The organism is Luteitalea sp. TBR-22 (assembly GCF_016865485.1).
Taxonomy (GTDB): Bacteria; Acidobacteriota; Vicinamibacteria; order Vicinamibacterales; family Vicinamibacteraceae; genus Luteitalea.
In genome coordinates this window covers 1,554,792-1,575,722 of record NZ_AP024452.1, presented here as the reverse complement: position 1 = coordinate 1,575,722, position 20,931 = coordinate 1,554,792, and the positions used below count along the sequence as shown (strand labels likewise).

Sequence of the window (20,931 nt, the reverse complement as noted above, 5' to 3'; positions counted from 1 at the left end):
CGGCCGGCCGACCGCGGCATCGACGGGCCGACACCTGTCGCCCGCCGGCCGGGTCGCCTTCGCCTCCTGCGGCCACTTTTCCCGAGCAGGTGGCCCGCTCCGGCCCGCCCATGGCTGGAGTTCCTCTTGCATTGGCACGCGGCATACCATCCGCCCGTGCCCCATCCCCCCGCCCGTCAGGAGTCGCCCTACACGTCAGGTCCCGCCGCCCGCCCCCGGGTCGTCGCGGTGCCCCTGCCGCTGCAGATCCTGACCGCGACCGGGATCTACGGCGTCGCCGCTTGGGCCGGCTTCCGGCTGTTCAGCGTGCCCGGCTCCATCGCCATCCTCTGGCCGGCCGCCGGCGTGCTCGTCGGCGCACTCCTGCTGTTGCCCCGGGCGGCCTGGTGGTCGATGGCCGGGGCGGCCTGGGGCACGACCGCGCTCCTGCAGCACCTGCTCGGCGTGCCGTTGACCCTGGCGCTGCCCTTGTCGGGCCTGGGCGTGGCCGAGGCCGTACTGGCGACGTGGACGCTGATGCGGATGCGGCCGGCCCTGGTCCGGTTCGACAGCCCCCAGGACCTGTTCGCGCTGGTCACCGTCGGGACGCTGAGCTCCATGGTGGCGGCGGCGGCCGCGGCGATGTTCGTGCGCGGCGCGGGCGGGTCCATGGTGGACGCGTGGCACGTGTTCACCGTGTGGTCGTCGGGCCACGCCGTCGGCATCATGCTGTTCGCCCCGGCAGCCCTGGTCTGGAAGCGCCCCCACGTGCCCACGTCGCCCGGCGCCCAGCGGGCCGGCCGAGCGCCGGAGGCGATCCTCGCGTTCGGGGCCATGTCCCTCGTGTCGGTGCTGGTCTTCTTCGACGGCGTCGGGATCGTGCGGGCGCCGATGCTGCTCTCGCTGCCCTTCGAGGTGATCCCGTTCGCGATCCTGATCGCGGTACGCTTCGGCGTCCGCGGCGCGGTGCTCGCCATGGTGGGCCTGTCGCTGGTCGCCGTCTCGGGCACGGGGGCCGGCGGCGCGGCGTTCGCGCTCACCCACCCCGACCTCGACGCGCGCGTCGTCGTGACGCAGTGGTACCTGGCCACGATCGGCATGGCGACGCTGGTGCTGGCCCTGGCCATCGAGCAGGGACGCTGGCAGGAGTTCCAGACGCGCCTGCTCAACGAGGCCCTCGCCGAGGCCAACGGCGTGCTCGTCCACGAGATCGGCGAGCGTGAGCGGACCGCGCTGTCGCTGCGCATGCTGCTCGACGCCACCCCCGAAGGCATCGTCGTGGTCGACGACGAGGGGCTGATCGTCGAGGTCAACGGCGCGCTGGAGTGGATGTTCGGCTACTCGCGCAACCAGTTGCTGGGGCAGTCGAGCGACATGCTGGTCGCCGAGACCGACCGGCGCGCGGTGCAGGCCTATCGCGAGCGCTACGCCGCCGACCCGCAGGCGATGCTGACGCGTGGTCCCGGGCCCGACCTGACCGCGGTGCGCAGCGACGGCAAGACGTTCCCGGCGCAGGTGGGGCTGAGTCCGTACCGGCTCGGCGAGCAGTTGCGCATCATCGCGACGGTGCGCGACGTGACCGAGCAACGGGCCGTCGAGCGACGGATGGCGACCAACCTGCGCGAGAAGGAAGTGCTGCTGCGCGAGGTCCACCACCGCGTCAAGAACAACATGGCCGTCATGTCGAGCCTGTTCTACCTGCAGCAACGGTATGCGAAGGACCCGGACACGGTGCGGGTGTTCCGCGAGAGCGAGTCGCGCGTGCGCAGCATGGCGATGGTCCACGAGGTGCTGTACCGGTCCGACGACCTGTCGGCGGTGGACTTCTCGCGCTACCTCGACTCGCTGGTGGATCACCTGGCCAACGTGTACCGCGGCACGCTGCCGGGGCTGCGCATCGAGCGCGAGATCGCGCCGATCCGGCTGTCGCTGGACCAGGCGGTGCCCTGCGGCCTGCTACTCAACGAGGTGCTGACCAACGCCTTCAAGCACGCGTTCGTCGACGGCGCGCCGCCGGTGCTCCGCGTGCAGGCCCTGGCCAGGAGCGGCGAGGTGCGCATCGAGATCGTGGACAATGGCGTCGGCGTGCCCGAAGACCTCCTCCCCGATCGGACGCAGACGCTGGGCATGCGCCTCATGCAGGCCCTCACCGAGCAACTCGAGGGCCGCCTCGCGACCGTGCGCCAGGAACGCGGCACCCGCACCAGCCTGACCTTCCCTCTCGTCGTGGGGGCGGCCGCCCCTGGCGCGCTCCCGTCGCCGATACCCGCATAAATGCCCATCACCCACGCCACCGCCACCGCCACCGGGTTCGACGTCCGGATCCTCATCGTCGAGGACGAGCGGCTGCTCGGCGAGGAGCTGCGCGAGCGGCTCGAGAGCATCGGCGCCACCGTCGTGGGACTGGTCGTCAGCGGCGAGCAGGCGATCGTGGCGGCGCAGCAGGCGCGCCCCGACCTCGTGCTGATGGACATCCGGCTCAAGGGCGAGATGGACGGCATCGAGGCCGCCACGCAGATCAGCCGCACGCTCGGCACACCCATCGTGTTCCTGACCGCGCACTCCGACCAGATGACGGTGGAGCGCGCCAAGGCGGCCAGTCCCTACGGTTACATCCTCAAGCCGCTGCAGGAGCACGAGCTGCGCGTCACCCTGAGCCTGGCCCTGCACCGGTGCCGGCTCGAGCGCGATCTGCGGGCCAGCGAGCAGCGGTTCCTGACCACCCTGAGCAGCATCGGCGATGCGGTGATCGCGACCGACGCCGACGGCACCGTGACCTTCCTCAATCCCGCCGCGGAACAGATCACCGGGTGGACGCGGCAGGAGGCCGAGGGGCGGCCCATCGTCGAGGTGTTCCCGGTGGTCGGCGAGGAGGACCGCGCCGCGGTCCGTGATCCGGCGCGGCAGGCCATCGCGCAGCAGGCGGTGCAGGTGATCGCCGAGCCCCTCCAGCTCCTGCGGCGTGAAGGCGAGCCGCGCGTGGTGGAGCTGTCGGCGGCGCCGATTGCCGATGGCACCGACGCGCGCGGCGCCGTGGTGGTGTTCCGCGACGTGTCGCTGCGGCGGCGCCAGGAGGACGCGGCGCGCGAGGCCGAGACGCGCCTGCGCGAGGCCCAGAAGCTCGAGGCGGTGGGTCGCCTGGCCGGCGGGGTGGCCCACGACGTCAACAACATGATGACGGTCGTGACCGGCTACGCCGAGCTGCTGCTGTCGCAGCTGGCCGCCGACGACCCGAACCGCGGCCTGGTGGAGGAGCTCAAGCAGGCCGGCGATCGCACCGCGGGCATCACCCGGCAGCTGCTCTCGTTCAGCCGGCACCGCATCCCCCGACCGCAACTGGCCGACGTGAGCGACCTGCTCGCCGCGCTCGAGGACCTGCTCGCGCAGGTGCTACCGCCCTCGATCACGCTGCGGCGGCTGGCGCACGGGCGCGGCGCGCGCGTGCGGGTCGACGCCGGGCAGTTCGAGCAGGTGATCCTCAACCTCGCGCTGAACGCGCGCGACGCCATGCCGCGCGGCGGCACGCTGACCATCGAGAGCAGCGTGACCTCGCTCGATGCCGGATGGCGCGCCGGCGCCGACGAGCAACTGCCCGCCGGTGACTACGTGCTGGTGGCGGTGACCGACACGGGCGCGGGCATCGCGCCGGAAATCTCCTCGCGCGTCTTCGAGCCGTTCTTCTCGACCAAGGCCGATGGGCACGGGACGGGCCTCGGCCTTGCCGTGGTGCGCGACATGGTGCGCGTCGCGGGCGGGCAGGTGATCCTCTACAGCGAGCCCGGGCACGGCACGTCGTTCAAGCTCTACTTCCCGTTGGCCGCCGACCAGGACGCGGCGCCGCCGGCCAGCGCTGGCGAGGTCGACGACGAGGACCTGCGCGCCGAGACGCCTGCCGTGGTGCTGCTGGCCGAGGACGAGGAAGCGGTGCGCGGCCTCACCCGCACGTTGCTCGAGCAGCACGGCTACACGGTGATCGCCGCCACCGATGGCGAGGACGCGCTCGAGAAGGCGGCGGCCCACCGCGGCCGCATCGACATGGTGCTCACCGACGTGGTGATGCCGCGGCTGGGCGGGCGCGAGCTGACGCAACGGCTCGGCGCCGAGCGCCCGGAGATTCGCGCCCTCTTCATGTCGGGCTACACGGCCGACACGGTCCTGCGCCAGGGCATCATGCGCGACGGCCTGGCGTTTCTCCAGAAGCCGTTCAAGGGCCGTCACCTCCTGCTCGCGGTGCGCGACGTGCTCCGCAAGCCCCCGGTCCGCCCCTGACGCCCTGCCAACCCAATCGGCGTTCGGCGTTTCCGTTCGGCGTCCGGCCTTAGGCGTTCGGCGTTCGGCGTTCGGCGTTCGGCGTTTCAGCCTTCCCCCATGAACTTCCTCGCGCACTTCCTCCTGTCGGCCGGCGAGGAGGATTTGCGCCTGGGGAACCTGCTCGGCGACTTCGTGAAGGGCCGCGTCGAGCGCTACGCGCACCCGGGCGTCACCCCGCGCATGCGCACCGGCATCCGCCTGCATCGCGCCATCGACAGCTTCTCCGACGGGCACCACGTCGTGCGCCGCACCAAGCAACGCATCGCGCATCGATACGGGCGCCTGTCGGGGGTGATCGTGGACGTCTACTACGACCACGTCCTGGCCCGTGAGTGGCCCCGCCACGGGGAAGGCGACCTGCAGGCCTTCGCCCGCGACGTGTATCGCACCCTGCAGGGCAACCTGCCACGGCTGCCCGGCGAGATCCATCCGCTGGTGCAGGCGATGACCCGCGGCGACTGGCTGTCGGGCTATGCCGACATCGCGTACGTCGAGCGGGCGCTGCGGGGCATGGCGCGCCGGTCCGCGGTCGCCAGGGACATCGGCACCGCCGGCGAGGAACTGGCGGCGCATTACCCGTCGATTGCCGACGACTTCGCCGAGTTCTTCCCGGATTTGCGGGCGCACTGCGCGACGTTCCTCGCCGACCGGCTGGACGACCAAGGCGGAAGCCCGTAGGCCATCCGGAACGGCGACCGGTACGATAGCGCCATGGGTGCAGGGTCCGAGGACCTCTTCGGCGACGCCGCGGCCATCGAGCCGGCGGTGCCGGGCAGCTACGGGCAGGCGCCTGCCGGGTTCCGACTCCCCGAGGCCATGCGCCTGGGGCCGGTCCGCCTGCAGGTCGCCGACCTCGAGCGGTCGCTGACCTGCTACCGCGACGTGCTCGGGTTGCGGGTGCTCGACCACGCCGACGGCCGGGCGCGCCTCGGCTCGCACGGCGACCTCCGTCCCCTGGTGGACCTCATGGAGCGACGCGGCGCGCGGCGCGCCGCGCCGCGTCACGGCCTCTATCACTTCGCGACCCTGCTGCCGACGCGCGCCGACCTCGGGCGATTCGTGCGCCACCTCGGAGAGGCCGGCGTGCGGGCCGGCGCGGCCGACCACCTGGTGAGCGAGGCGTTCTACCTGACCGATCCCGACGGCCTCGGCATCGAGGTGTACGCCGATCGACCGCGCGAGGCGTGGACGCGCGTCGGCCGTGAGTTGAGGATGGCCACCGACCCGGTGGACGTGCGGGGCTTGATGCAGGCGGCAGGCGACGTTCGCTGGGACGGCATGCCGTCGGGCACCGTGATCGGCCACGTGCACCTGCACGTCGGCGACACGGCGCGCGCCGGCGCGTTCTACGGCGATCGCATGGGCTTCGACCGGATGGTGTGGCGGTACCCTGGCGCGCTGTTCCTCGCCGCGGGCGGGTATCACCATCACCTCGGCGCCAACACCTGGGCCGGCCCGACCGCCACGGCGCCCGCGCCCGACGAGGCGCAGCTGCTGGCCTGGACGATGGAGTTGCCTGCCGCGGCCGACGTCGCGTCGCTGGCCGCGAGCCTCGGCGCGGGTGGCGTCGCCGTGCGCCCCATCGGCGATGCGGCCTTCGAGGTGCGCGACCCCTGGGGCACGGCGGTGGTCGTCCGGCAGGTGCCCTCGTGAACGTGGCGCAGGCGATCCTCGACTACAACAGCGGCCGCGACCCGGAGATGCTGCGCCGCAAGTTCGCGATCCTGCGCGCCGATCCCTACGCGTTCTATCGCGGCACGTGCCATCTCTTCTACGACACGCTGCCCCGTCACGCGGTGCTGGCCGACGCCCCGGCGCTGCTGGTGTGCGGCGACCTCCACCTCGAGAACTTCGGCGTCTACAAGGGCGACAACCGCCTCGCGTACTTCGACCTGAGCGACTTCGACGAAGCGACGCTGGCGCCGTTCACGTTCGACGTGCTGCGCTTCATGGGCAGCATCCACGTGGCGGCGCACCTGCGGCTGTCGCCGCGGCAGGCCGAGACCCTCGGCGAGTTGTTCGTCGATCGCTACCGCGCCTGGATCCTCGACGGCAAGGCGCGCTGGCTCGAGCGCCAGACCGCCGACGGGATGGTGCGCGACCTGCTCGGCAGTGTCATCGAGCGCACGCGAGCGCAGCTGCTCAAGGCGCGCACCGTCAGGACGGCGCGTGGTCGTCGCCTGCGGATGACCGACCGCGCGTTGCCGATCGCCGAGGCGCGCCGGGCCCGGCTCAAGGCAGCGATCGAGCGGTTCGGCGCCGAGCAGGGCGATCGACGGTTCTATCGCGTGCTCGACGCGGCGTGGCGCGTCGCCGGCAAGGGCAGCCTCGGGCTCGAGCGCTACGTCGTGCTTGTCGAGGGCAAGGGCTCGCCGCGCGGCAACTACCTGCTCGACGTCAAGCAGGCCGTGCCGTCGACGCTGCCGGTGAGCGGCGGCCACACGCGCTGGGCGTCGCAGGCGGAGCGGGTGGTGACGCTGCAGCGCGTCGCGCAGGCGATCTCGCCGGCGCTGCTGCACACGCTGACGATCGGCGGGCGCTCCTTCGTCCTGAAGGAGCTGCAGCCGATGACCGACCGGCTGGACCTCGAGCGCTGGGACGGCCGGCTGGCGCGTCTCGAGTCGGCGGTGGCGAGCATGGCGGCGGTGACGGCCTGGGCGCATCTCCGCGGGTGCTACCGCCACGGGGCGAGCCGCATCGAGGATCTCCAGCGTTACGTCGCGCGCCCGGCGTGGCAGCGCGCCATGCCGGGCCTGGCGGCACGCTGCAGCGCGCTGGCCCTCGGGCAGTGGGCGGCCTACAGCGAGGCGTACGATCGCGGCGAAGTGCTGGTCCCCTGACGTCAGCCCCTCGCGGCGCAGCGGCACAGGCCCGCCTCGGGTAAGCTCGGCGTCCATGGTGACAACGTCCTCCTCCCCCTCGTTCGCCATCTACCCCAGCCTCAGGGACGTGCCCGTGCTCGTCACCGGAGGCGCGTCGGGCATCGGCATGGAGATCGTCCGCGCGTTCGTCGACCAGGGGTCGCGCGTCGCCTTCCTCGACTTCGACGTCGAGAGCGGCTCGCGGCTGGTGGCCGACCTGCAGGCCGCCGGGGCACGGGTGCACTTCGAGCCCTGCGACCTGCGCGACGTCGACGCCTTGCGGCAGGCCGTCGCCAGGGTGGCCGACGTGCACGGCGCGGCGCGGGTGCTGGTCAACAACGCCGCCCGCGACGACCGGCACCGGTGGGAAGACGTGACGCCGGAGTTCTACGACGAGCGCATCGCCACCAACCTGCGGCACATGTTCTTCGCCATCCAGGCCGTGGCGCCCGGCATGATCGCGGCGGGCGGCGGGTCGATCATCAACCTCGGATCGGACTCGTGGTGGCGGGCCGGGGGCGGCTTCCCGGTCTACACGACGGCGAAGGCGGCGGTGCACGGCCTGACGCGCGGCATGGCCCGCGATCTCGGGCCGCACCGCATCCGCGTCAACACGCTGGTCCCCGGCTGGACGATGACCGAGCGGCAGAAGACGCTGTGGGTGACGCCGGAGAAGATGGCCGCGCAGCTCGCCGCGCAGTGCCTGCCCGACCCGATCGATCCGGTCTACGTGGCGCGGATGGCGCTGTTCCTGGCCTCGGACGACTCGGCGCAGTGCACGGCGAACAACTACATGGTCGAGGCTGGGTCGATCTGACGGCCTTGGTCGTTCGGCCTTCGGCCTTCGTGGCAGGTGGGGCCGGCGGGGGCCGGGGGCTGGTACGAGGGCGCTCCCGCGCCCTGCCGCCCTGTCCGCGGGGTGCGATAATCGCGTCGGTGCGCGCCCGTAGCTCAGCTGGATAGAGCACCGGCCTTCTAAGCCGGGGGTCGCAGGTTCGAGCCCTGCCGGGCGTACCAATTAAGCATCTCTCCCTCAGACACTTACAAGGATCAGCCAGGCGGCGGGCCGCCGCCTCTGTTCTCGAGGAGGCAACTGGAGGCCGCCGGAGGCCACCTCACGTTGTCAGTCGTTTGTCAGTCAGGGCCGGTGGTCCATCCTGGCCGGGCACAAAAATGCAGCATCGACCGGCACGTGATCGCCGGTTGTTGCATTCTCGCAATGCATTCCTGGGTCTGCGACCCCCGGCCCTTTGGGCAAGTGGATCGGATGCTGCTCGACCTAGCACGAAGGCGGGGAAACGCACGCGACCGCGGCGACTCGTTGGCCCGCTCACCGGCGAGCAAGGAGCACCCGTCGTTCGATTCGCGGGTGCGTCAGCGAGACGGTGTCGGGCGTGAAGACGACCTCCCCGCCACTTCTCCACAGGTCGTTACCGGTGCGCTCGTGCTCGTCCAGGCGCCGCGGCGTGTCCACAAACTCCTCGAAGCCGATCCGCCGACGTTCGTCGAGCGTGAGAAGCTGACCGACGTTGAGGTCCCGCACGACTCGCCCCGCCTGGTCGTAGATCACGACAGCGTGTTGAAGGTCGTAGCGGCACTCGTTGCCTATCGTGGCCATCCATCCACGCGCGGGGTCAACCCAGGCCCACACCGGGTTGTTCACGAGCGGGCCGCGCCAGACGACATGATCGCTGTCGTCTGGCCTCCGGTGAAGCATGCTTGCTTCACTGGTGGCGTCACAGCGCGTAATCGCCGCCAGGCGCAACGTGTAAGGAGCCGCCAGGTAGGCAGCGCGCTTGGGACGTGAGTCGTGCCGTTGAGCACCGAGACCCAGTGAAGGTATATCAAGCCGAGCGCGACCCGCGTGCACGACGCTCGTGCCCTGGGACCACACCACACCACGCACGCCCTCCGTCACCGCAGCCAGCGACGCCGCGTCGGCGGTGGCACACGCTCCGGCGCTCGCACACCTGCCGGAACGACCGTCCCAGACGTCACTGGTACGGCGGGGCCCGGCACCGGCTCTGCCGTCAGACGTGCCAAGGTTCCAAGCGAACGCGATCGGGAGGGTGAGCAGAATCAACGAGCGCATGTGAACCTCTCCTCACGGGGATCGGCCCAGCGTAGCGCGAAGAGGACTCTTTGTGCAGGCCTTGCGCGCGGTGCTACTCGGCCCGACGCGGTTGCGGCGGCGCCGATGGCGAGGGCGGGCCGCTGCTAGGCTGACTGCGGGAGGGCGCGGACCCTTGGCCGCCGCCCCCGGGCCTGCATGGCATGCCACAGATCCCACTTCGCCTGAAGCGTCATCCAGATCTCCGCGTCCCAGTGGGTCAGCGCTTCAAGCAACAGCGCCGTATCCGCACTGACGCCGCGCCGTCCCCGGACGATCGCGTTGAGGCGCTGGAAGGGAATGTTCATCCGCTTGGCGGCCTCGACTTGAGACACGGCCAACGGCTCGAGGAACTCCTTCAAGAGCATCTCACCCGGGTGCGTCGGAGGGCGATGGGTCGGCAGCATGTCGGTGTCCTCAGTGGTCATCGGCGCAGCGCACGTCGAAAGCGTCTGAACCCTCGAACCGAAACACGAGTCGGTACTGGTCGTTGACGCGCACGGCATGATGCCCAGCCAGGTCCCCACCGAGCGCGTGCAAGCGATTGCCCGGCGGTACGCGCAGGTCGTCAAGCTTCGTCACAGCATCGATCTGGTCCAGCTTGCGGCGCACGACCGGCCACAGCTCACTCGGAATCCGGCGAGCCGCCTTGGAATTGACGCCGTTCCAGATGTCCCGCGTCGTGTCGTCGGCCAGCGTCCGGATCACCGCCTAGCACTATAGCACGCGTATCGTGCTAATCGACGCGCGCGATCCTGACGCGATACCGTCGCGGCCCCGCGTGGCCTGTCCTGTCGCGCTGGCAACGCCATACTGCCCACCCGACATGAACCGTATCCACATAGCTGAGCTCGACTGACAATTGACGGACAATCCGAGGCTGCCACCAGCGGCCTCGAGTGGCCTACAGCGGTGATCGAGCCTCAGCGAGGTGAGGCTGCAGCGGGCTGCTGCTGCCTCGGGTGGCCTCGCCCCCGAAAACTTCTAAGCCGGGGGTCGCAGGTTCGAGCCCTGCCGGGCGTGCCATCAAGCCACTCACTGACAACACGTTACAAGCATGGGCTTGCTAGCCAGGGTCCGCCCTTCGGTCTGCGGAGGCAACTGAAGACCGCTGGAGGCCACTTCGAGTTGTCCGTCGTTTGTCAGTTTCGGCCGGTGCGCCATCCCGCCGAGGCCCGGCAATGCAGCGCTGACCAACACGTTTACGCCCGTTGTGGCATGACCTCAGTGCTTCCTGGGTCTGCGACCCCCGGCTCTTTGGGCAAGTGGATCGGTCCTCGCTCGGATAGCGACGCCCGTCGCGTTGTCAGTCGATTGCCAGCCGTCAGGCTTCGCTTACGCGCTCACGCCGCGCGAATGGTCTCGACGCTGAACGCCTGGCCGGTGAGCACAGCGCTGTTTCAGCTCTCTCAGACCTCGGCGCTGCCCTCTCGGCCGCTCGTAGCCATGTCGGCCGTCGAGCGACCGGCCCATCGTTCAGCACCTGCCCTCGCAATCGGATCAAGCCCAGACGCTCGCCTCCCCGGCAGCCACAGGCCACGCCTCAGCGCCCTTGCCTCGTCGATGCCCTGCCCGCCCTCGTACCGGTGTCGTCCGGCAGGCAACCGATATGGCCGTCCAGAACCTGGTCGCCAGATTGGCTCCGGCCCAACCTGCGGCGAATCCGCGTCTCGCGCGTTTCAGGAAGGCCCGGACCAAAGCGTGACGTTCGACCTGCCAGTTACTGAAGCCTACGCAGCCCACCAACGATAGCGACGAGCTTGACGTTCCCAAGCCGCTCGTCAACTCTCTTCATCTATGCCTAGCTTGGCACTAATGACGGTCGCTGCCTTCATGGCGGTTGCGGTGCCACGTGCAGTCGTTCGCACCGACCAGCCCACGTTTCGTGCTGAGACCACGATCGTTGAGATCTCGGCCGTCGTAACACAAGATGGCGAGCCGGTGAAGGACTTGTCGAAGGCAGAGGTACAGGTCCTCGACAATGGTGTAGCTCAAGAACTCGTCGCATTCGATTTCGTCGACCTATCCGTGAACACGACAGGAGGCACTCCACCTCGACGCGACTTCGTCGCCGTTGTGGATGACCTTGGGATCAGCGTTCGGCACTCGAGCCAGGTAATTGGTGTGCTGCAGTTCTTGCTGCGATTACTTGGCCGAGAAGATCGATTAGCCATAGTCAACACGGGCCCTCACGAGCTCGTGATGCAGCTCACGACAGATCGTGGGCACGCGACCCGGCTGATCCAGCGGGTTCGCGGACAGAAAGGCACGATGCCGCAGTTTGAGCGCCAAGAGTGCCATGACTCCACTGTCCTGCTGACGGTGATCAACAGAGCTGCGCGCGTCATGAGAGGAAACCCGGCTGAGAGGCGCTCCATTCTGGTCATCAGCGAAGGTCGCAAGATCTTCATGAGCGACCCTGGTGCCGGGCGTGTGGAAGCCTGCCATGAGGTGCGCGCTGAGTACGACAAGCTCGTAGCGGTGATGGCCGACACAAATGTGTCGATCTATGGCATCGATCCGCGTGGGTTGGAAGCACCGTTTCCCGACATGTCAGGCGCGAGTCCAGGACAGGCTGCGGCGATGGCTGGGCGGGAGGCGCAAGCCCGCGTAGACCAGATGAGCTCTCGCTACTACGGTGCCCTGGGCTTGATGGCGTCCAGTACGGGCGGAACCTTGACGACGGACAGAAACGACCTTACCGCCGGCGTCGCAACCATGGTCGGGGACAGCCGCCGGTACTATCGCCTCGCATATCGACAGCCAGACGTTGCCGCTGACAAGACGCCTCGTTCCGTGCAGGTGAAGGTGACACGACCAGGCGTGGATGTGCGTTCGCGGCGATACTACGTGCCCCGCTAGCCGGCGACGGCGACTACTCGCACGCCGCCGGCATCTCTCACGCCCCTGCTATGGGCACGCCTCGGCGGCGGTCACCTTGACAAAGCTCACACCGCCATAGTTGATTGCCGTTGTCGACTGGCATACATACTCGCTGGCAATGTACTGGTGATACTTACTTGTCCCAATAGCATTGGCCTGCCACGTTGAGCCGTTGTCTCCCACGGGTGCATTCGAGCTGCCGATGCACTCGGCTGGCCGCGGATCAAGGTAGTACGCTGGGCAGGCGCTCGTGTACTGGGCATACAGATAGGCCGTCTCCAGCGTCTTTATGTTGCCACCACCACAATCGATGCGATGGCGGATCGTGTAGTCCACGTAGGTGTAGTACGACTGATCCGGTCTTGGCCGACGATGGCCTCTTTAGCAGGCCGCCTCGACTTACGCTCAACCTCGGCACTGCAGCAGCTCGTACTCTTCGCCTTGTGGTGGCAGCGACTACGGGGCGTCGGAAGTGAATCACGCAGTTACACGGCGCAGGTGGGGTATCCTCGACCACGCTGGATGGCGGCCGGGTCGGAGCCGCGCAAGGAACTCACGCGGATGCGTGTGGTGCAAATGATTGCCGGCGACCGGATGTGCTCGATGCTGCCGCCAAGCACCGACACGCCACCGGAGGAACTCCTCTGGCGCCTCGGCAAGGACAGCCACGAAGCCAAGTGCCTGTTGGCGCTCACGTAGCACCGCGGACTTCTGGACGGGTGGGGGCCCGGCGCGCGGGGTGGGAAGTGCGGGCGGCTGTTGCCCCGACGCCCGCGAAGGTGACCCTCGCGCCCACTACGCGTACAGCAGGCGCCGGCCCTTGGGTTCGGGGATGGGGCGGCCGGCGGCAGCTGCCGTATCGAGCCAGAGCTGAATGGCCCCTTGCGCCGCAGCCCTCGGTGAACACCCAAATCCGGCCATTTAGCGACACCTCAAAACCGGCCATTTCCTGAGGCCGGCGCCGAGACGTGAACCGCGCCCGGACGCCCTGTGCGTCCGTGAGCGCCATGGGGAACGTCTTGGACCCACAAAAACAGCAGCAGGTGGTGGCGCTGGGGCGCCTGGGCTGGTCGCTGCGCCGCATCGAGCAGGCGACCGGCGTGCGCCGCGAGACCATCAGCGGCTATCTCCGGGCCGCCGGTGTCGCCGTGCGGGGCCGCGGGCGGCCGCGGGCCGACGCGCCCGCGCCGCCGAGCGAAGCGGCGGCAAATCCGGCCATTTCGCCGACGGGGGTGTCCACCGACCCCACACCGTCCCGCGCCTCGAGTGCGAGCGCCTGCACGCCGTACCGCGACCTGATCACCGAGGCGGTCGGTCGCGGGCGGAACGCCCGCGCGATCTGGCAGGACCTGGTCGACGACCACGGCTTCACGGCCGGCTACGCGAGCGTCCGGCGCTTCGTCGGCCGGCTGCGTGGTGCCGCGACGCCGGAGGCGCGCGTGGTGATCGTCACCGCGCCGGGCGAGGAGGCCCAGGTCGATTACGGCGAGGGGCCGATGGTGCGGCCGCCGGGCGGGGGCAAACACCGGCGCACACGCCTGTTTGTGCTGACGCTCGGCTACTCGCGTAAGGCCGTCTACCTCCTCACGTGGCAGTCGAGCGCGGCGATCTGGGCCACGCTGCACGAGCAGGCGCTTCGTCAGCTGGGCGGCGCCCCGCGCGTGCTGGTCCTCGACAACCTGCGCGAAGGCGTGCTGACGCCGGACGTCTACGACCCGACGATCAATCCGCTCTATCGCGATGTGCTCGCGCACTACGGCGTCACGGCGCTGCCGTGTCGCGTGCGCGATCCCGATCGCAAGGGCAAGGTCGAACGCAGCGTCGGCCACGCGAAGCAGACGCCGCTCAAGGGGCAGCGCTTCGAGTCCCTCGAGGACGCGCAGGCCTACCTCGATCGCTGGACGGCCCACTGGGCGGACACCCGCATCCACGGCACGACGAAGCGGCAGGTGGCCGCGATGTTTGCCGAGGAGCAGCCCGTGCTGCAGGCGCTTCCCGTCACGCCGTTTCGCTATTACCGGTACGGCACGCGCACCGTGCATCTCGATGGCTGCGTCGAGGTCGAGGCCGCCTACTACTCGGCGCCGCCCGGCTGGATCGGCCAGCGTGTCCAGGTGCAGTGGACCGATGGGGTCGTGCGCCTGCTCACGCTCGACGGCCAACTGCTGCGCGAGCATGTGCGTGGGCCGCGGGGGCATCACCGCATCGCGGAGGCGGACCGGCCCGCCAAGACGCCGGCGACGACGCTCGCGCTCCTGGCGCGCGCCCGCCGGATCGGTCCCGCGCTGCACACGCTGTGCACGCACATCCACACGCACGACGGCGCGGCCGGCACACGCCGCATCCTCGGCGCGCTCGCCCTCGCGAAGCGCTACGGCCCGATCGCCCTCGAGGACGCGGCCAAGGCGGCGCTCGAGCTGCGCGTCCTCAATTACCGCTTCCTCCGCCGCTACCTGGAGCGACGGCCGCCGCTCACGCTGCGGCAGGTCGACCCGCTGATCCGTCAACTGACCGTCTATCGCGATCTGATCGATCGCACCACAGGAGATCCCACATGACGCTGCCCGAACTCGATGCCGCCCTGCGCAAGCTGCGCCTCTCCGGGATGGCCGATGTCCTCGAGGCCCGCCTGCGCCAGGCGCAGCAGGAACGCCAGGCCCCGATCGATCTGCTCTCGGCGCTGGTCGGCGACGAGCTGCTGCGCCGCCAGGACCGGCTCCTCGCACGCCGGCTGCAGCAGGCCGGCTTTCGTGATGCCGAGCGGACCCTCGACACCTTTGACTTTGGCTTCAACCGGAAGATGCCGCAGGCGCTGATCCACGAGCTCGCCACCGCGCGCTTCGTGGCGCAGCGAGAAGACGTGCTGCTCCTCGGCCCGCCCGGCACCGGCAAGAGCCATCTCGCGCAGGCCATCGGGCGTGCGGCCATCCTGCAGGGCTATCGCGTGCTGTATCGCGAAGCGCACATCCTGCTCGAGGAGATCACCGAGGCCAGCGTGGAAGGGACGCGCAAAGCGCTGATGCTGGAGCTGACCACCGTGCCGCTGCTGATCATCGACGACCTCGGCATGCGCAAGCTACCGCACACGGCCGCCGAGGACCTGCTCGAGGTGATCATGCGGCGCTACGAACGCGCCTCGACGCTGCTGACGTCCAATCGGCCGGTCGATGACTGGGGCAAGCTGCTCGGCGACACCGCCGCCGTCACGGCGCTGCTCGATCGCCTGCTGCACCACGCCCACGTGCTCAAGTGCGGCCCCCGCAGCTGGCGAACCAAGGTGCACACCGACTTGCGTCCGGAGGCAGCCGCGCAGTAGAACTCAGACCGTCTCGACGCCCGGCGGGAATGGCCGGTTTTGGACGTCCACGAAATGGCCGGTTTTGACCCGTCCACCGAGGCGCAGCAACCGCATCAGGCGGAGTGGCACCGTGCGCCATGCACCCGGGAAGTTCCGGCACATCCACCCCGAACGACGCGTCCTCTGCGCTCCAGAACACGATGAGTTCGTACTTGTGCGGCACCGCCACGGCTCCATGGTACTGGGGATCACGACGCCGACCAGCAGCACCTCGCTATACTCGGCGCCAGTTCTCGATGACTCTGGACGCCGTCGCCGCAGCCGTACGCCAACTGTCTCCTCGACTCACGTCCGAGTTGGCAGTCGCGGCGCTGTATGTGTTCGGGTCAGTGGCTCGGGGCGACGCCCGTCCGGACAGCGACGTCGACGTACTGGTCGAGTTCGACGGTACGGCCACGTTCGCCCGGTTCATGGACCTGAAGGCGCTGCTGGAAGACGCCCTGGACGCCCGCGTGGACCTGGTGACCCGCGCGGCGCTACGCACGCAGTTGATGCAACGTATCGAAGCCGAAGCCCGCCGTGTCGCGTGACGTTCCGCTGACGTCCTTGCCGAGGAAGTCCCTTCCTGGCTACGGCGACTGAACGCACGGCGCGCACGACTCGGACAAGCCATAGCTCGGCTGAGCTCGGTGCTCCTGACATTCAGAACCAGCACATTCGCAGCCTGACGCGCGGACGAGTCGTGAGCTTGCGGTAGGTTCGACAAAGGTATATTTTATATACCGTATGGAATTCGAGTTCGATCCGGCAAAGTCGGCCTCGAATCTGCGCAAGCACGGCATCGACTTCGTTGATGCGCAAGCGCTCTGGCAGGACCCGGACCGGCTCGAGATTCCCGCCCGGTCCACCGACGAGCCGCGCGTGCAGGTCATTGGCCGGATCGGCAACCGCGTGTGGTCGGCCTTCACCACCACCCGCGACGGTCGAGTGCGCATCATTTCCGTCAGAAGAGCACGCGATGAAGAAGAAGACGCCTATCGTCAGGACTGAGCCACTCCCCGCTGCGCGACTCGATGCCCTGCACGATGCAGGGAAGGACCTGTCAGCGCACATGGACCTCAGCACAGCGACCCGTCCGGGCCGCGAGGTCCAGCGGGTGAACGTGGACTTCCCTGTGGACCTGTTGCGGGAGATCGACCAGGAGGCGCGCCGGCTCGGCGTCACGAGGCAAGCGTTTATCAAGGTCCGCCTGGCGGACGCGCTCGTGAAGGTGGGCCAGTAGCGCGGCCGAGCTCGACTGACAATCGACGGATAATCCGAGGCTGCCTGTGGCGGCTTCGGGTGGTCTGCAGCAGCGATTCGGTTCAGCCTGGTGAGGCCGCAGCGGCCTGCTGCGGTCCCAGGCGGCCTCGCTCCCGGAAACTTCTAAGCCGGGGGTCGCAGGTTCGAGCCCTGCCGGGCGTGCCAGGTCGCCCTGGCGACCTGGTCACGCCACGCCAGACCTCAGCGCGCCGAAGCGCCGTAGGTGCGAAGGCGGGTCGAGCCCTGCCGGGCACGCTGACTCCTGACCTCGTTGTCAAGTTGCCTGCCCGCCGAAGCCTCGAAGAGGCGAAGGTGGGTCAGTCGTTTGTCAGTTTAGGCCGGTGGTCCATCCTGGGCACGCCCGGAATTGCATCGCTGGCCATCGCGCACCGCCGGCCTTGGCACTCTCGCGATGCATTCCTTGGGTGTGCGCGCCCCGGCTCTTTGGGCAAGTGGGTCGGTGCTCGCTCGGATGACGATGCCCGTCGCGTTGTCAGTCAATTGTCAGTCGTGGGTCCTCGCTTACCGGTCAGCGCCGCGGGCCAGCTGTCTCGATGCTTAGCCGGCCGACCGGACGCGACAGGCCTTGGTCCAGCGATCCACGACCTGACGACTCCTCTGCCCCTCGACCACCTTCGCGAAGCTGACACGAGATCGATCAGGCCCACCCGCGATCACCGCAGGTCTGTGGTCCACGTTGTGCGCCGCCACGACGACGGCAGTAGCGACCGGACTCCGTTCGCCGCTACTGCGAGGGGGTGACGTCTCCCTGGCGAGCCGGCGTCTGCTCGATTGGTATCCAGCGTTGCGGGGCCGTCACGACCCATTCCACGTACGTCCTCAACGACGGCGCCGGAAACCTCTCCAGAAGCTCCTTGTAGCTCCTCAGCACCGGGGTGACTCTGCGCTCCGAGCTCACGATTAGTGGCTCCCAGCCCTCGTCCGTATCGCGCATCCACCAGGTACTACCCTTCACCTGAGTTCGGATGCATTCGCCAACGAGGGCCATGATCGATTCAAGTAGTGGCGGCCGCATCACTTCTTCCCTTGGTATGCTCCGCAACCGCTTCTCAACCGCTCCGAGCAATGACGGCTCGTACGCACGACTCGCAATGCCCAAGTTCTGCAGCAGTCCCTCCGCCAGAGCAGGTGCGCATGATCCGAAATCACGCCCACTGGGGATCAAGGTGCTCAGATGTGGCGCCGCCTGCGCACGACGGAAGACGTCCGCAAGCCATGCCTCAACTTCGTCCCTCGACTCGTACACGTTTGCGTACGCGCTCCGACTGGGTAACAGAATCACCTTGCCATCAGCAGTCACGTAGGCCCGTCCTGCCAGCCGGCGAGAGAGCGCCTGGTCTAGGACGGCGCTCCATTCGGTCACGAGCTTCCTCGCATCCACCGACGCCATACGCACCTTACGCGGCATGAAAGCCCTGTTCTCCATTGCCCACTCCTGATCGTTCTGATTCGCGTCACAGCCACGTGTGCAATCGCAATGCGGCGCTGTGAACCGCCCACCTTGGCGCATGTCGTCTCGCGAGGCGAACAACGATGCACGTCAGCGGGCATGGCCTGGAAGCGTCAGGCGAAGCTGTGACAGCACTTGCGAGGGTTCGAGCGTAAGCTCGGTCCCCTTGCCTATACCGTCCTCCCGTTCGGCGACCAGCCGATAGGACACGCCGCTCACGAGGGCGAACGAGAAGCCGCCGCGTGAGTCCGTGCGGATCGTTGTCCATGGGAAGTTGCCGTCTGAGGCGGGCCTGGTGCGCACCTTCACGCCCGCTGCTGGCTGCCCTGTCGAGTTCGCGGGTGCGCGGAGTCTCTCGGACGGCGCCTTCTACGACGCCTACGCGTACAGCAGCCGCCGGCCCTTAGGTTCGGGGATGGGACGCCCGGCGGCAGCTGCCGTATCGAGCCAGAGCTGAATGGCCTCTTGCGCCGCAGCAACCGCGTCAGGCGGAGTGGCACCGTGCGCCATGCACCCGGGAAGTTCCGGCACATCCACCACGAACGACGCGTCCTCTGCGCTCCAGAATACGATGAGTTCGTACTTGTGCGGCACGGCCATGCCTCCGTCCCCGATCGTACGTCACCATCGAGGCGGGCCCCTGCGGCACCTCGGTATTCTGGGCGCGAGTTCTCGATGACACTGGACGCCGTCGCCTCCGCCATACGCCAGCTCGCCCCTCGACTGAAGTCCGAGTTGGGCGTCGCCGCGCTGTACGTGTTCGGGTCGGTGGCCCGCGGCGAGGCTCGGGCGGACAGCGACGTCGACGTGCTGGTCGAGTTCGACGGGCCGGCAACGTTCGCGCGGTTCATGGACCTCAAGGCGCTGCTGGAAGACACCCTGGGCGCACGCGTCGATCTGGTGACCCGCGCGGCGCTGCGGTCACAACTGAAGCCACGCATCGAAGCCGAAGCCCGCCGTGTCGCGTGACGTCCCCCTCTACCTCGATGACATGATCGAGGCGTGTCGCCGCATCGGGGAGTACACCAGCGGCCTGGTCCGACGCGCAGTTGGTGTCTGGCACCATGGCCCACGATGCCGTCCTGCGGAACCTCGAGGTGCTCGGCGAGGCCGCCAAGAACGTCCCCGCCGACGTGCGTAGCCTCGATGGCGAGATCCCGTGGCGTCGAATCACGGGGCTGCGTGACGTGCTGGCGCACGGCTACTTCGGCATCGACGACGACATCGTGTGGAGTGTCGTGGCTGAAGAAGTGCCGTGCCTGTTGCCGCGATTAGTGGCACTGCGCTCACGACTCTAGCCAGCTGGCCTGCCGGCTCGCGGCTGAGTTCGACTGACAATCGACGGACAATCCGGGGCTGCCTGGAGCGGCTCGGAGTGGCCTTCCGCTGTCCGCGCTCATCGAGGTGAGGCCGCAGCAGTGGCCTGCGGCCTCGAGTGGCCTCGCTCCCGAAAACTTCTAAGCCGGGGGTCGCAGGTTCGAGCCCTGACGGGCGTGCCAGGTCGCCCTGGCGACCTGGTCACGCCACGCCAGACCTCAGCGCGATGCCTCCGCCCTTCGGGCTCGGCATTCGCGTCGAGCCCTGCCGGGCGTGCCAGGTCTCGCCCTGGCGACCTGGCCACGCCACGCCAGACCTCAGCGCGATGCCTCCGCCCTCCGGGCTCGGCATTCGCGTCGAGCCCTGCCGGGCCCGCGCACGTAGCCGTCGCGCTTGCGCGACGAGCAGGGGTCGTTGCTGGCTCGGACGCCATGCCCGGCCGGAGGGCCATCGTCGCTGCTAGGCGGACTGCGGAAGGGCGCGGACACGTGGCCGCCGGCCCCGGGCCTGCATGGCATGCCACAGATCCCACTTCGCCTGAAGCGTCATCCAGATCTCCGCGTCCCAGTGGGTCAGGGCTTCAAGCAACAGCGCCGTATCCGCACTGACGCCGCGGCGTCCCCTGACGATCGCGTTGAGGCGCTGGAAGGGAATGTGCATCCGCTTGGCGGCCTCGACTTGAGACACGGCCAACGGCTCGAGGAACTCCTTCAAGAGCATCTCACCTGGGTGCGTCGGAGGGCGATGGGTCGGCAGCATGTCGGTGTCCTCAGTGGTCATCGGCGCAGCGCACGTCGAAAGCGTCTGAACCCTCGAACCGAAACACGAGTCGGTACTGGTCGTTGACGCGCACGGCATGATGCCCAGCCAGGTCCCCACCGAGCGCGTGCAAGCGATTGCCCGGCGGTACGCGCAGGTCGTCAAGCTTCGTCACAGCATCGATCTGGTCCAGCTTGCGGCGCACGACCGGCCACAGCTCACTCGGAATCCGGCGAGCCGCCTTGGAATTGACGCCGTTCCAGATGCAGCCCTGACCAGCAGGCGCCGCAGTGCCGATCCTCGGAGGTCATGCGCCGCTAGGGCCGGCGCGCGCCGTTCCTCCCCGGCGCCACCACGAGGTTGACCGACGCGGTGCCGGGATCGAACGTGATGTGGACCTCGCCCCGCTGCACCTGGCGCAGCACCTGCGCCACCTTGTCCTCGAGCGACGTCTCGTGCAGGCCGTAGTCGGTGCCTTCGCGCAACACGAACGACTCGATCACCGCCCGAAGGGTGTCCGGCTCCAGTTGGTCTGCCGCCACGTGAACTGGCGCGCCCTCCTCGTCGTCGCGCTGCTCTGCCGATTCGAGCGTGGGGTCCTGCTCGTCGTCCATGGCTCACCACCATACTCGATGGGCCA

At 68.8% G+C, this 20,931-nt stretch carries 24 protein-coding genes, 1 tRNA gene and 1 pseudogene; 16 read left to right on the top strand and 10 right to left on the bottom strand.

Annotated features, from left to right (window positions below; genetic code table 11):
• Positions 1–156: 156 nt before the first annotated feature.
• The 7 genes from TBR22_RS06455 (at position 157) to TBR22_RS06425 (ending at position 8,168) form a co-directional block, all read left to right on the top strand.
• The gene (locus TBR22_RS06455) at positions 157–2,253 is read left to right on the top strand and encodes a histidine kinase dimerization/phosphoacceptor domain -containing protein (RefSeq protein WP_239492140.1); all 2,097 of its coding nucleotides are present in this window, start codon (positions 157–159) and stop codon (positions 2,251–2,253) included.
• A complete protein-coding gene (locus tag TBR22_RS06450; RefSeq protein WP_239492139.1) occupies positions 2,254–4,248 on the top strand; it encodes a hybrid sensor histidine kinase/response regulator in 1,995 nt (664 codons plus the stop codon).
• 99 nt (positions 4,249–4,347) lie between these two features.
• Positions 4,348–4,968: an ACP phosphodiesterase gene (locus TBR22_RS06445; protein WP_239492138.1), complete on the top strand. Its 621-nt coding sequence runs from the start codon at positions 4,348–4,350 to the stop codon at positions 4,966–4,968.
• A gap of 33 nt (positions 4,969–5,001) precedes the next feature.
• A complete protein-coding gene (locus tag TBR22_RS06440) occupies positions 5,002–5,943 on the top strand; it encodes a VOC family protein (RefSeq protein ID WP_239492137.1) in 942 nt (313 codons plus the stop codon).
• Positions 5,940–7,130: a DUF2252 domain-containing protein gene (locus tag TBR22_RS06435; RefSeq protein WP_239492136.1), complete on the top strand. Its 1,191-nt coding sequence runs from the start codon at positions 5,940–5,942 to the stop codon at positions 7,128–7,130. Before TBR22_RS06440 ends, TBR22_RS06435 begins: the two co-directional genes overlap by 4 nt.
• 55 nt (positions 7,131–7,185) lie before the next feature.
• Positions 7,186–7,968, top strand: a complete 783-nt coding sequence (locus tag TBR22_RS06430; RefSeq protein ID WP_239492135.1) for an SDR family NAD(P)-dependent oxidoreductase — start codon at positions 7,186–7,188, stop codon at positions 7,966–7,968.
• 123 nt (positions 7,969–8,091) lie between these two features.
• Positions 8,092–8,168, top strand: a tRNA-Arg gene (locus tag TBR22_RS06425).
• Positions 8,169–8,481: 313 nt separating this feature from the next.
• On the opposite strand, the gene TBR22_RS06420 is transcribed toward TBR22_RS06425, so the two are convergent.
• From TBR22_RS06420 to TBR22_RS06410, 3 genes are all read right to left on the bottom strand, one after another.
• Positions 8,482–9,243, bottom strand: coding sequence for a hypothetical protein (locus TBR22_RS06420; protein ID WP_239492134.1), 762 nt, complete (start codon positions 9,241–9,243; stop codon positions 8,482–8,484).
• A 125-nt stretch (positions 9,244–9,368) separates the two neighbouring features.
• Positions 9,369–9,689 carry a HigA family addiction module antitoxin gene (locus tag TBR22_RS06415; protein ID WP_239492133.1) on the bottom strand — a complete coding sequence of 107 codons (321 nt, stop codon included), beginning with the start codon at positions 9,687–9,689 and terminating at the stop codon, positions 9,369–9,371.
• The gene (locus TBR22_RS06410) at positions 9,679–9,969 is read right to left on the bottom strand and encodes a type II toxin-antitoxin system RelE/ParE family toxin (protein WP_239492132.1); all 291 of its coding nucleotides are present in this window, start codon (positions 9,967–9,969) and stop codon (positions 9,679–9,681) included. The genes TBR22_RS06415 and TBR22_RS06410 overlap by 11 nt, the downstream gene beginning before the upstream one ends.
• A gap of 1,107 nt (positions 9,970–11,076) precedes the next feature.
• Between TBR22_RS06410 and TBR22_RS06405 the strand changes: the two genes are divergently transcribed.
• Positions 11,077–12,123 (top strand): VWA domain-containing protein, encoded by a 1,047-nt coding sequence (locus tag TBR22_RS06405; protein WP_239492131.1) that lies wholly within the window; start codon positions 11,077–11,079, stop codon positions 12,121–12,123.
• 48 nt (positions 12,124–12,171) lie between these two features.
• On the opposite strand, the gene TBR22_RS06400 is transcribed toward TBR22_RS06405, so the two are convergent.
• Positions 12,172–12,480, bottom strand: coding sequence for a hypothetical protein (locus TBR22_RS06400; RefSeq protein ID WP_239492130.1), 309 nt, complete (start codon positions 12,478–12,480; stop codon positions 12,172–12,174).
• A gap of 162 nt (positions 12,481–12,642) precedes the next feature.
• Between TBR22_RS06400 and TBR22_RS06395 the strand changes: the two genes are divergently transcribed.
• From TBR22_RS06395 to istB, 3 genes are all read left to right on the top strand, one after another.
• Positions 12,643–12,843: a hypothetical protein gene (locus TBR22_RS06395; RefSeq protein ID WP_239492129.1), complete on the top strand. Its 201-nt coding sequence runs from the start codon at positions 12,643–12,645 to the stop codon at positions 12,841–12,843.
• 308 nt (positions 12,844–13,151) lie between these two features.
• Complete coding sequence (gene istA / locus TBR22_RS06390) at positions 13,152–14,702, top strand: IS21 family transposase (protein WP_239489239.1); 1,551 nt, start codon at positions 13,152–13,154, stop codon at positions 14,700–14,702.
• A complete protein-coding gene (gene istB / locus TBR22_RS06385; protein WP_239489238.1) occupies positions 14,699–15,460 on the top strand; it encodes an IS21-like element helper ATPase IstB in 762 nt (253 codons plus the stop codon). The genes istA and istB overlap by 4 nt, the downstream gene beginning before the upstream one ends.
• Positions 15,461–15,548: 88 nt before the next feature.
• Here istB and TBR22_RS26900 read toward each other — a convergent pair.
• Positions 15,549–15,665 (bottom strand): annotated as a pseudogene (locus tag TBR22_RS26900) (type II toxin-antitoxin system HicB family antitoxin); the annotation flags it as partial.
• A 73-nt stretch (positions 15,666–15,738) separates the two neighbouring features.
• On the opposite strand from TBR22_RS26900, the gene TBR22_RS06380 reads away from it, so the two are divergent.
• The 3 genes from TBR22_RS06380 (at position 15,739) to brnA (ending at position 16,724) form a co-directional block, all read left to right on the top strand.
• Positions 15,739–16,032, top strand: coding sequence for a nucleotidyltransferase family protein (locus TBR22_RS06380; RefSeq protein WP_239492128.1), 294 nt, complete (start codon positions 15,739–15,741; stop codon positions 16,030–16,032).
• A 196-nt stretch (positions 16,033–16,228) separates the two neighbouring features.
• The gene (locus TBR22_RS06375) at positions 16,229–16,492 is read left to right on the top strand and encodes a BrnT family toxin (protein WP_239492127.1); all 264 of its coding nucleotides are present in this window, start codon (positions 16,229–16,231) and stop codon (positions 16,490–16,492) included.
• Positions 16,461–16,724 carry a type II toxin-antitoxin system BrnA family antitoxin gene (gene brnA, locus TBR22_RS06370; RefSeq protein WP_239492126.1) on the top strand — a complete coding sequence of 88 codons (264 nt, stop codon included), beginning with the start codon at positions 16,461–16,463 and terminating at the stop codon, positions 16,722–16,724. Before TBR22_RS06375 ends, brnA begins: the two co-directional genes overlap by 32 nt.
• Positions 16,725–17,489: 765 nt before the next feature.
• Here brnA and TBR22_RS06365 read toward each other — a convergent pair.
• Positions 17,490–18,191: a hypothetical protein gene (locus tag TBR22_RS06365; protein WP_239492125.1), complete on the bottom strand. Its 702-nt coding sequence runs from the start codon at positions 18,189–18,191 to the stop codon at positions 17,490–17,492.
• A gap of 402 nt (positions 18,192–18,593) precedes the next feature.
• Positions 18,594–18,815, bottom strand: coding sequence for a type II toxin-antitoxin system HicB family antitoxin (locus TBR22_RS06360; RefSeq protein ID WP_239492124.1), 222 nt, complete (start codon positions 18,813–18,815; stop codon positions 18,594–18,596).
• Between the two features lie 75 nt (positions 18,816–18,890).
• Between TBR22_RS06360 and TBR22_RS06355 the strand changes: the two genes are divergently transcribed.
• Positions 18,891–19,184 carry a nucleotidyltransferase family protein gene (locus tag TBR22_RS06355; RefSeq protein ID WP_239492123.1) on the top strand — a complete coding sequence of 98 codons (294 nt, stop codon included), beginning with the start codon at positions 18,891–18,893 and terminating at the stop codon, positions 19,182–19,184.
• 95 nt (positions 19,185–19,279) lie between these two features.
• Positions 19,280–19,513: a DUF86 domain-containing protein gene (locus tag TBR22_RS06350; protein WP_239492122.1), complete on the top strand. Its 234-nt coding sequence runs from the start codon at positions 19,280–19,282 to the stop codon at positions 19,511–19,513.
• A gap of 478 nt (positions 19,514–19,991) precedes the next feature.
• Here the strand turns inward: TBR22_RS06350 and TBR22_RS06345 are convergent, their stop codons facing one another.
• The 3 genes from TBR22_RS06345 to TBR22_RS06335 form a co-directional block, all read right to left on the bottom strand.
• Entirely contained in the window at positions 19,992–20,312 is a 321-nt protein-coding gene (locus tag TBR22_RS06345) for a HigA family addiction module antitoxin (RefSeq protein WP_239492121.1), read from the bottom strand.
• The gene (locus TBR22_RS06340) at positions 20,302–20,496 is read right to left on the bottom strand and encodes a type II toxin-antitoxin system RelE/ParE family toxin (protein ID WP_239492120.1); all 195 of its coding nucleotides are present in this window, start codon (positions 20,494–20,496) and stop codon (positions 20,302–20,304) included. The genes TBR22_RS06345 and TBR22_RS06340 overlap by 11 nt, the downstream gene beginning before the upstream one ends.
• Before the next feature lie 112 nt (positions 20,497–20,608).
• Complete coding sequence (locus TBR22_RS06335) at positions 20,609–20,905, bottom strand: YheU family protein (RefSeq protein WP_239492119.1); 297 nt, start codon at positions 20,903–20,905, stop codon at positions 20,609–20,611.
• Positions 20,906–20,931 lie beyond the last annotated feature (26 nt).